General features: G+C 71.2%; 8 protein-coding genes and 1 pseudogene. 2 read left to right on the forward strand and 7 right to left on the reverse strand.

Features of this window, described 5'->3' with window-relative positions; translation table 11 throughout:
* From AOK18_RS09620 to AOK18_RS09635, 4 genes and pseudogenes are all read right to left on the reverse strand, one after another.
* Positions 1-1,072: uroporphyrinogen-III synthase (locus AOK18_RS09620; protein ID WP_079104931.1), on the reverse strand; the 1,072-nt coding region annotated here is incomplete at its 3' end.
* Between the two features lie 159 nt (positions 1,073-1,231).
* Positions 1,232-2,587, reverse strand: a complete 1,356-nt coding sequence (locus tag AOK18_RS09625) for a nitrate/nitrite transporter (RefSeq protein ID WP_055694027.1) — start codon at positions 2,585-2,587, stop codon at positions 1,232-1,234.
* Between the two features lie 786 nt (positions 2,588-3,373).
* Positions 3,374-4,111: pseudogene (locus AOK18_RS35325) on the reverse strand (eCIS core domain-containing protein); the annotation flags it as partial.
* A 246-nt stretch (positions 4,112-4,357) separates the two neighbouring features.
* The gene (locus AOK18_RS09635) at positions 4,358-4,816 is read right to left on the reverse strand and encodes an ATP-binding protein (protein WP_055694028.1); all 459 of its coding nucleotides are present in this window, start codon (positions 4,814-4,816) and stop codon (positions 4,358-4,360) included.
* 218 nt (positions 4,817-5,034) lie between these two features.
* Here AOK18_RS09635 and AOK18_RS09640 point away from each other — a divergent pair, with 218 nt between their 5' ends.
* Positions 5,035-5,886, forward strand: coding sequence for a helix-turn-helix domain-containing protein (locus AOK18_RS09640; protein WP_055571632.1), 852 nt, complete (start codon positions 5,035-5,037; stop codon positions 5,884-5,886).
* A gap of 11 nt (positions 5,887-5,897) precedes the next feature.
* The gene (locus AOK18_RS30570; RefSeq protein ID WP_074993253.1) at positions 5,898-6,071 is read left to right on the forward strand and encodes a DUF397 domain-containing protein; all 174 of its coding nucleotides are present in this window, start codon (positions 5,898-5,900) and stop codon (positions 6,069-6,071) included.
* A gap of 253 nt (positions 6,072-6,324) precedes the next feature.
* Here AOK18_RS30570 and AOK18_RS09650 read toward each other — a convergent pair whose 3' ends face one another.
* The 3 genes from AOK18_RS09650 to AOK18_RS09660 form a co-directional block, all read right to left on the reverse strand.
* Positions 6,325-7,584, reverse strand: a complete 1,260-nt coding sequence (locus AOK18_RS09650) for an amidase domain-containing protein (RefSeq protein ID WP_240503122.1) — start codon at positions 7,582-7,584, stop codon at positions 6,325-6,327.
* Between the two features lie 109 nt (positions 7,585-7,693).
* Positions 7,694-8,977, reverse strand: a complete 1,284-nt coding sequence (locus AOK18_RS09655; protein WP_055694030.1) for a polysaccharide deacetylase family protein — start codon at positions 8,975-8,977, stop codon at positions 7,694-7,696.
* A gap of 51 nt (positions 8,978-9,028) precedes the next feature.
* The coding region (locus AOK18_RS09660; protein WP_055694031.1) for a transglycosylase domain-containing protein at positions 9,029-10,554 on the reverse strand (1,526 nt) is incomplete at its 5' end.

The raw sequence follows: 10,554 nt of genomic DNA on the forward strand, positions 1-10,554 counted from the left end.
GCAGCGCGCGCAGCAGGTCCGCGCGGGCGACGACCCAGCCGGGGCGCCGGGCCAGGGCCCGCAGCAGCGACATGCCCGCGGGCGGTACGGGGCGCAGTGCGTCGTCCACCAGGACGGCGTGTCCCCGGATCTCCACCCGGTGCCCGGCGACCGGCAGCGTGCGGGCCCGGCCGGGCAGTTCCCGGCAGAGCAGCTGGACGAGGGGGCCGAGCCGGAAGCGTTCCGGCTGGACGGTGTCGACGCCCCGGGCCTGCAGCGGCAGCGCGGTGACCGGGCCGACGCAGGCCGGCACGACGTCGTGGCCGAGGGCGGCGAGGACCTCGTCGAGCAGGCCGCGCTCGCCCGCGCGGGACAGCAGGGACGCGGCGGCGGGCGCGCTGGTGAAGGTGACCGCGTCCAGGGTCCGGGCGACGACGGCGTCCAGCAGCCGGTCGACGGGGGCGATGTCCTCCGGCGGCATCCACCGGTAGACGGGCACCCCCACCACGTCCGCTCCCGCGGCCCGCAGCGACTCCACGAACCCGGGCAGCGGTTCGCCGTGCAGCTGGAGGGCGATCCGCCGTCCGTCGACGCCCTCCTCCAGGAGCCGGTCGAGGACCTCGGCCATCGACTCCGAGGACGGCGACCACTCCTCCGTCAGCCCGGCGGCCCGGATCGCGCCCTTGACCTTCGGTCCGCGGGCCAGGATCCGCACGCCGCGCAGCCGGCTCAGCAGGTCGTCGCCGAGTCCCCAGCCGTCGGCGGCCTCGATCCAGCCGCGGAAGCCGATCGCCGTCGTGGCGACCGCGATGTCCGGGGCCCGGCCGATGATCTCCTCGGTGGCGGCCAGCAGTTCGCTGTCGTCGGCGAGCTGCACGATCCGCAGCGCGGGGGCGTGCAGGACGGCGGCGCCGCGCCGCCTGAGCAGCGTGCCCAGTTCGTCGGCCCGGCGCGCGGCGGTCACGCCCACGGTGAAGCCCGCGAGCGGCCCGTGGCCGGGGGGCTGCTCCGCGGGCGGTTCGCCGGGGTGTTCCGTGGGCGGTCCGGCCGGTGGTTCCGTGGGCCGGCCGGATGGCTGCTGTTCGTCGTCCATGGTTCTCGTCCCGCTCTCGTCCCGCACTCGAGTCGGTGTGCTGCGTCGGGTGTGGCTGCGTTCGGTGTGCCGCGTGAGGCACGGCTCGTCCTCACGCGGCACCGAGCCTGTCAATGGTCCATGACGGGCTCGGTTCGGCGCCGTGTCCCCCGTGTTACGTCACACCTCGGCGTAGCCGAGCCGGGACTCGTCCCCGGTGGCGGCCGTCGGGGCGGCCGTCCGTGCCGGTCGGCGAAGGTATACGGCCCGGGTGACCACCAGGCAGACCGCGTAGAAGGCCAGGAAGGCGGCGAACGCCCCGGTGCCGGAGCCGTGGGCGAGGAAGGACTGGCGGAAGGCGAGGTTGATGCCGACGCCGCCGAGCGCGCCCACCGCGCCGATCAGCCCCATGGAGGCCCCGGACAGCCGGCGCCCGTACGCGGCCGCCTCCTCGCCGCTCAGTCCCCGGGCCAGCGCCTTGGCCTGGAAGATGCCCGGGATCATCTTGTACGTCGAGCCGTTGCCGAGGCCGGTGAGCACGAACAGCACCACGAAGGCGGCGGTGAACAGCGTCAGCGACCTCTGGGTGGAGGCGACGATCAGCACTCCGGTCGCCGCGCCCATGGCGACGAAGTTCCACAGCGTGATCCGCGAGCCGCCGTACCGGTCGGCGAGCCGTCCGCCCACCGGGCGGATCAGGGAGCCGAGCAGCGGGCCGACGAAGGTGACGTACGCGGCCTCGAGCGGTGTGCGGTCGAACTGGTTCTGCAGCACCTGCCCGAAGGCGAAGCTGTAGCCGATGAACGAGCCGAAGGTGCCGACGTAGAGGAAGGACATGATCCAGGTGTGCGGGTCCCGGGCGGCGTCCCTGGCCGCACCGGTGTCGTTCCGTACCGAGGCCAGGTTGTCCATGCGCAGGGCGGCGAGCACGGCGGCCACGACGATCAGCGGGAGGTAGAGGCCGAGCAGCACCCGGGGCCCGCCGCCCGCCCCGATGACCGCGAGGGCGGCGAGCTGGATCACCGGGACGCCGATGTTGCCGCCGCCGGCGTTCAGGCCGAGTGCCCAGCCCTTCTTCCGCAGCGGGAAGAAGGCGTTGATGTTGGTCATGGACGAGGCGAAGTTGCCGCCGCCGATCCCGGCCAGCAGGCCGACCAGCAGGAACGTGGAGAACGACGTCCCCGGTTCCATCACGGTGAACGCGGCGGCCGTGGGGACGAGCAGCAGCGCGGCGGAGATCACCGTCCAGTTGCGTCCGCCGAACACCGCGACGGCGAAGGTGTACGGGACCCGGACCACGGCGCCGACCAGGGTCACCGCGGACGTCAGCAGGAACTTGTCGGCGGGGCTCAGCCCGTACTCCGGGCCCATGAAGAGCACCAGCACGGACCACATCGTCCACACCGAGAACCCGATGTGCTCGGAGAGCACCGAGAGGAGGAGGTTCCGGCGGGCGACCTGCTCCCCGGTCGTGTTCCAGAAGACCTCGTCCTCCGGGTCCCAGTGCTGGATCCAGCGGCCGCCGGGGACTGTCATGACGCCTCCACCGTGTTCGGGAACTCGAGGCACCGACGGTAGGAAGGGCGCGTTTCGACCCGGTGGGGCTGCGGGTGACCGCCAGGGAACGTTGCTCTCACCCCGCGGGGCGGCGGGGTGAGAGGTCCGTACCGGTCCGTGGCGGACCGCACCGCCCCGGCACACGGGCCCGCCCGGCGGACGGGCCGGGTGTCAGACGAGCGGTTCGAGCATGCCGTTGCGGTGCTGGGTCCGCGTGGCCGCGTCCCCGAGCCAGCGCGTCCGGTTCGGGTCGAGGCCCACGGGGCCGGAGAGGCCGTCCCGGGCGATCGCGAGGGCGTGCTCCTGGCATGCCACGATCAGGGGGGCGATGAACCGCGTCTGCAGGTCTCCCGGTGCGACGGGGCCCCCTGCGCTCACCTGCTGGTCGATGAACTCGTAGACGCGTTCCAGCTGCTCGGACCGGGGCGTGATGGAACCGTCCTCGGTGGAGTAGTTGAGGTCCGGTCCGCTGCTGCCCGGATCGTCGCTCCTGCCGGCCGGCTCGGGGCCCAGGGCGAAGTTGGCCGGGAGGTTCTTGAGGGCCTTCGACACGGCGCCCAGGGACGCCTGGGGGGTGGTGAACGCCGAGGGGGCGTGCGGCTGCAGTGCGTTCACGACCTGGGTCAGCTGGGCCGGGCTGAGGAGACGGGCGAACTGTTCGAGCAGGGACTTGGGCACGATGTGGTGCAGGGTGTGCACGAGCGCGTCGCCCGGATGGGCCGCCTTCTGCGCGGCCAGGGCGTTCTTGGTCGGGTTGTTCTTCCAGTCGGGTGCGCGCTGGACCGGCGTCTCCTCGGCCGGGGACGATTCCGGCCCCGGGTTCTCCCGGTCCGCGGACGCCCTCCTCTGCACCGGGAGCGGCGCGGACATGACCTGGCGGGCGTTCTGCTCCGCGGCCTGCTCGTAGGCGTCCGAGGGGTCGGACATCCTGAGCCCCGAGCCGGTGTCGGTGCCGGAGACGGGGCCCTGCCGCTGCTGGATGACGTGGGTCAGTTCGTGGGCGAGGGTGTGCTTGTCGCCCCCGCCGTCGCCGATGACCACGTGGTGGCCGGAGGTGTAGGCGCGGGCGCCGACCTCGGCGGCGGAGGCGCGGGCGGCGCTGTCGTCGTGGATGCGCACCTGGGAGAAGTCGGCGCCGAGCCGGGCCTCCATCTCCTCCCGGAGCCCGCTGTCCATGGGGGAGCCGCCGGAGCGCAGGACGTCGTGGACGGCGGACCGCTGCACCTGCGGCTGCCCGGTCTGCTGGTGCCCGCAGCCGGCGTCGTGCAGGTGCTGTTCGGGCTGCGCCCAGGCGTGGCCCTCCTGACGGAGCATCTGCACGACGGCGGCGTTGCCGGCGCTGTTCTGGAGAGCCAGCAGGGGATGCGCGGAGGGCCCGTCCCCGCCCGGCTTCTTCCCCGGTGTACGGACACGAGCGGAACCGTGGGAACTGTCACCGGCATGGAGCTCGGATTCGCGCGGGTGCACCGGAAACCTTCCAGAGGGGCGGAACGAACGTTCCATCCTTACTCCGAGCGCGCCGGTCCGGGAAGGGACGCGAGGGCAGAGTCGGGTGACCTGACGGGTAGGGAACACCGACCGGTGTGACTACGGCGGGCCGCCGGGCACCGCCGTCAGCCCTGCGGGGGCCGGAACTGTCCGTAGGGGTCGTGCCGGGGGTGCGGCGGGGCCGGCTGCCCGTACGGCGACGGCCGGGCGCAGGGACCGCCGGGCGCCGGGGGGGCGCGGGCACGATCGGCATCCGGTCCGTCACGTCGGGCCTCGCCGCCCGCCCACCTCGAACCACAGCAGCTTCCCCGCGCTCCGCCCCGGCAGGCCGTCGCCGAGGGACCATCCGCCCCAGCTGTCCGCGTACTCCCGCACGATGCGCAGCCCGCGTCCGGATTCGGCGTCGGCCGGGGCGAGCGCCGTCCGGTCCCCGGGGGACCCGTCGAACGGCGCGGGAACGTACGGGTGGCTGTCCCACACCCCGACCCGCAGCCGGCCGTCGCTCAGACAGGTGAGCCGCAGCGACGCGGGGCCCGTGGTGTGCCGGTAGGCGTTGGTGACCAACTCGGACGTCAGCAGCTCCACCGCCTCGGCGGCGTCCTGCTTCCCGTGCCCGCCGAGCACGGCACGCACCGTCATGCGTGCGACGCGTACGGCGCGGGGGTCATGCGGCAGGCGAAGGACGTACGCCCAGGGGTGGGGCGGGGCTACGGTGACCATGAACGGCTCCACGGGAGAAGGTGACTTGAGCTCGCTCAACGGCGACGTCGGCGGTGGCAGTGCCGCGGTTGCGGTGCGCTTCCGGAGCGGGCGGTCGAGCGTTGCGTGACCACCGTAGAGTGGTTGGTTAGATGGATCCTACGAAAACAAATGGATCCATCCGCATTTCACTCGTGTGAGGGAGAGAGGCGCCGCATTGCGGCCAGGAAGGAAGCACTGTGCCGCCCACCAACAATCCGACGCTGCGGCAACGGAGGCTGGGCGCCGAGCTGCGCAAGCTTCGCGAGCGGGCCGGCCTCACCGCCACCGGCGCCGGCGAGTTGCTCGGCGTCAACCAGGCGCGCGTCAGCATGATCGAAACGGGCCGCACCCCCGTCAGCGCCGACCGGGTCCATTCCATGGCACGCACCTACGCCTGCTCCGACGCCGCGCTCGTCGACGCCCTGGCCGCGATGACCGGGCGGCGCTCACGGGGCTGGTGGGAGGAGTACCGCGAGAACCTGCCCGTAGGCCTCATCGACCTCGCCGAACTGGAACACCATGCGGCAGCCCTGCGCGTGGCACTGGTGGTTCACGTCCCCGCGCTCCTGCAGACCACCGACCACGCCCGCGCCCTCTTCCGTGAGGCGGTGCCGCCCCTGCGGCAGCACGAGATCGAGCACCGCGTGTCCCATCGCATCAAGCGTCAAGCCGTTCTCCACCGCGAGGATCCGCCTCCTTACACGGCAGTGATCCACGAGTCCGCTCTGCACATGGGGTACGGCGGCTCCGCGACCGTCCGCGCCCAGCTCCAGCACCTGCTGGACATGAGCGAACTCGACCACGTCACCGTTCGGATCATCCCGTTCGGCAAGGGGTCCTTCCCGGGGACGGGACAGTCGATCGACTACCTGCTGGGCCCTGTCCCCCAGCTCGACACAGTGCAGCTGGACACCCACCACGGGTGCGAATTCCTCGACGGAGAAGCCCAGTTGGACAAGTACCGTTCAGTGCTGGACCGCATGGAGTCGAACGCCCTCGAACCGGCCGAGTCCCGTGATCTGATCCACCGCATCGCCCGAGACAGCTGAGGGAGCCTCGCATGACCGATGATCCATGGCGTAAATCCACCTACAGTCCCGACGCTTCCAACTGCGTCGAGATAGCCGCCGCCCCGGCCGTCGTCCTCGTACGCGACTCGAAGGACACCGCCGGTCCGCGCCTCGCCCTCTCCCCCGCCTCCTGGACGGCCTTCCTCACGCACGTCGCGAGGTGACCGTTCCACCTGCCGTGAGGCCGGCCGTCCGACCACCCCGATCCCGACGTCCGTGCGGCGGTCCACCGCGCCGAAAGCGTGAGCACTTCGGCCGCCACTGTCCTGATGGCGCTCATACGAGCGTCCATGTGACACATGTCCGCCGACTGCTCACGGTTTTCCGCAAGGCACCCGTCTCCGGCCCCCGCACCCTCCGGTGGACGCCGCACGGCCGGGGGCCGCCGGAACCCTCGTCCGACGGCCCCCGGGTCGATCAGGTGCGGTACGCGTAGTACGACGCGTTCGGGTACGACGCGATGATGCTCGACACCGACCTGCTGTAGGTGTTGGTGGAGTGGTACGTCAGATACGGCACGCCCTTGCTGCGGGACGTGACGATCATGGTGTGGTCCTTGGACCCGTCCCGGTCGAAGTCGACCTGGAGCACGTCACCGACGTCCATCTGGTAGACGTTGGCGAGGCTGGTCGTCCGCTTCGAGTTCTGGGCGAACCAGGACCACTCGTTGACGCCGATGAACGAGTGCGACTGGATCTCGGCGTTGCCGAACCACCGGGTGTAGTCGTACACGTAGCCCGGGACGTGCTTCCAGCCGCCCTCCTTCAGGGCCTGGCTGACGAAGTTGGTGCAGTCGCCGCCCGCGCCCGCCCCGTTGAAGTTCGGGTAGGCCGGGTTGTAGTCGGACCAGTACCGCTTGGCGTAGTCGGCCATCGCCTTGTAGTCCAGCCCACTGGCGGTGAAGTCCTTCGGATTCGCCGGGCCGGGGTACGAGGTCGAGGCCTTGGGCGCCGCGGGCGTGGTGGTGCTCGCCTTCACGGAACCGGAGGCCGTGGCCGAAGCCGAGGCCGAGGCCGAAGGCGTGGGCGTGGCCGAGGCCGGGGCCGAGGGCGTGGCCGTGGGGGCGGGTACGGGCGCGGGCGTGGCCGTCTCGTTCACGGCGAGGTTGTCCTCGTCGGCCGGGCGGATTCCGGTCAGCTGCCAGTCGCCCCGCCGGTCCGCGGTGAACGTCAGTTCGTGGCGGACCTGGAACCCCGTGGTGCCCGGCTCGCTGCCGCGGACCTTCTGGTAGGTGAGGGTCGTGGTCTCGGTGACCACGGCCTTCGCCGTGCGGCCCTTCACGTTCGTGGCGCCCAGGGTGACGCTCGTGTTGCCCTTGCTGTACTTCTCGCCCAGCTTCGCGAGTTCGCCCCGGCGCCGGTCCAGCTTCGAGAGCGCCGAGTCCTGGCTGCGGGCCGTGCCGGAGGACAGTCGGACGTCTCCGGAGAAGCCGTCGGTCCGCGGCTTGTTCCGGTCCTTCCGTCCGCCGCCGACCAGGGCCTCCGTGCGGTCGGTGAAGACCGCGTCCGCGAGCCGCTGGAAGGTCGCCTTGGTCTTGGCGTCCACCGTCGGGTCGTCGGTGACGGCGGCGCCCGCGCTCCAGTTGGGCAGCATCGCCACTCCGGCGATGACGGAGGCGGTGGCCGCCCCGAATATGGTGGCGCGGCGCCGCGTACGGCTGATTCTTCTTGACTTCACTGGTGTTCCCCTCTTACCCCGGCGGGGGATGCCGGGAGGCGCATCCTCGCATGGGATGTGCGGCACCTGTGAAGAGGGGAGGGCCAGTTGACCATCTCGTGACGGATCCTCACCTCACGACGGTCGACCAGTCCGGCGACTGGGCCGGATCGAGGGTGCGCAGCCGCTCCAGCGTCGCGGGCTCCTGCACGTCCATCCAGTCGGCCAGTTCCTTGAAGGACACGCACTGGACGTCCTTCTTGGTGCACACGTTCTCGATGGTCCGCTCCACGGCCCGCATGTAGATGCCGCCGTTCCACTGTTCGAAGTGGTTGCCGATGAACAGGGGTGCCCGGCTGCCGTGGTAGACGCGGTTGAACCCGGCCATGTAGGTGTCGACGGTCTCCTGCTCCCACTGGGGGTACATGGCGGGGTCACCGTCGGTCTCACCGCCGGACTGGTTGTAGAGGAAGTTGAAGTCCATCGACAGGCCCTGGTACTTGCCGCCCTCGTACGGGAGCATCTGCAGCGGGAAGTCCCAGACGCCGTCCTTCTTCACCGGCCATATCTGGAAGTCCCCCGCGGAGCTGGAGTCGTAGCGGTAGCCGTACTCCTTGACGGCCTTCAGCAGGTTCGCCTGGCCCTCCAGGCAGGGGGCCCGCCCGCCGGTGACCTCCCTGTCGACGTCGAAGGGCAGCGCGGGCAGGTCCGTGTAACCGGTGTTGGTCTTCCACTTCTTCACGAAGGAGTTGAACTGGTCGATCTCGCTCTTCCACTCCGCGACGCTCCAGTCGCCGCCGCCCTTCTCCCCGCAGAAGTGCCCGTTGAAGTGGGTGCCGATCTCGTGCCCCTCCTTCCAGGCCCTGCCCAGCTGCTCCAGCGTGGTGCGGATGTGCTCGTCGGTGGGGTAGCTGATCGCCGCGGACCCCCTGTCGTGCTGGGGCGGGTCGTACAGCTCCTTCTTGGTCTTCGGCAGCAGGTAGATCCCGGTGAGGAAGAACGTCATGCGGGCGTCGTTCGCCTCGGCCACGTCCAGGAAGTGCGAGAAGAGCCCGTCCTCGCCCTGCAGCGCGCCGTCCCAGGAGAAGACGACGAACTGGGGAGGCTTCTGGCCCGGCTTGAGCGGCTTCGGCTCCAGCCGGCCCTTCTGCGGGCCGGTGTAGGAGGTGGAGCCGTCCCCCAGGACCTTGGTCCGGCCGTCCCACTCCGGCTCCTCCACGACGCCCCCCGCCGCCTTCTTCCGGCCCCCGGCGGAAGCGGTCGGCGCGGTCTCGTCCGCGGTGTTCAGCACCAGGTAACCCGCCGTCAGCGACGCCGTGACGAGGAGCGCCGCCGACGCCAGGACCGCGGGGCGGAAGACGGCGGTGCGACGCGGTGCCCGGGCCTTGCGGCGGCGCCCCGAGGATGACTTCATGTGCGGCTCGTTCTCCAGAGTCGGTGGGGGGACTGTGGTGCCGGTCGGTGGTCACCCGGGAAGGCCCAGGGCACCGGACCAGATGCCGTAGGGGACGCTGTCGCCGGCGGTTCCGGCGATGCCCTTCAACGGCAGCGGCTCCAGGCTCTCGGCGAGGTCGATGCGGTAGACCACGACCGCCGTGGACACGGCCTCGTACGTGCCGACGTACCAGGCGGCGGTGTCCTTCTCCGTCGTCCCGGGCTTCCCGGCCACCTCCGCGCCGTCGGGCGCGCCGTCGGGGTGGGCCTCGCGGAAGCAGTCCTCGAGCGCGGAGGTGACCTCCTGGGCCACGTCGGCGCGGACCGCCCGGCGCGGCTCGGGCAGGTCCAGGGGGATCCTGGCGCCGTTGCGGGTGATCCGGCGCACCGAGTACGGCTCGGTGTGCTCGCCGTCCGCGGCGAACGTCGCGTAGCCGCCGGCCATGCGGATGGCACTGGGCGTGGAGCTGCCCATCGACAGCGCGGGCACCCGGGCCCCGATGCTGGAGGGCAGCAATCCGGAGGCCACGGCGGTGGCGCGCACCTTGTCCAGACCGGTGTCCATGCCGAGCTGCATGAACGGCGTGTTCGCCGACAGTGCCATCGCCCGGCGCAGGGAGATCTGCCCGTAGGACTCGTCCCCGTCGTTGCTGGCGGCGACCTTGCGGCCGCTGCGGTCCCAGTACGGCCCCTCCGGCGTGCGCACCGGCACGTCGTCGTCGCCGTCGTAGAGGGACTCGCCGGTGACGGGCGTCGTCCCCCCGTCGCGGGTGGTGCGGACCCCGTGCTGCAGACCCGCCGCGTACACGAACGGCGTGAAGGCCGTACCGGCGGGGACGGTCGTGGCGTTGGACTCGTTGTAGCCCTGCTTGCGGTGGTCGGGGCCGCCGTGGACGGCGAGGATCCGGCCGTCGGCGGCCACCGAGGCGGCCCCGTAGTGCACGGTCCTCGCGGTCTTCGGGTCGTCCTTCAGCGCCTTCTTGCGGGCCTTGGTGACGACGTCCGTGAGCCGCTTCTCCCGCTCCTTGTCGAAGGTCGTGTAGATCTGGTAGCCGCCGAGGTCGAACTCCTTGTCGGAGATCGCCCCGGACTTCTTCGCGTACTGGGAGGCGAGTTCGACCAGGTAGTCGCTCTGCTCACCGGTGGAGTACAGCGGGTTGCTCTTCAGCGGCTCGGGGAATTTCTTGTACGTGGCCCGCTCGGCCCGCGAGAGCTTGCCGATGTCGACCATCCGGTCGAGGGTCCAGGCCCAGCGCTCCTCGGCACGGTCGCGGTTGGCGTCGCTCAGGGTCGGGTCGTACAGGCCGGCGCCCTTGAGCAGGGAGGCCAGGAACGCGGCCTCGCTGGCGTCGAGTTCGCTGACGTCCTTGCCGTAGTAGGCCTGGGCGGCGCGCTGGATGCCGTAGGTGCCGCGGCCGAACCAGCTCGTGTTGAGGTAGCTCTCGAGGATCTCCTCCTTGCTCATCCGGTTGTCGAGCTTGAGGGCGATCATCGCCTCGGTGAACTTGCGGCGGACCGTCTGGTCCTGGTTCAGGTAGGCGTTCTTGACGTACTGCT

The organism is Streptomyces prasinopilosus (assembly GCF_001419695.1).
Taxonomy (GTDB): Bacteria; Actinomycetota; Actinomycetes; order Streptomycetales; family Streptomycetaceae; genus Streptomyces; species Streptomyces prasinopilosus.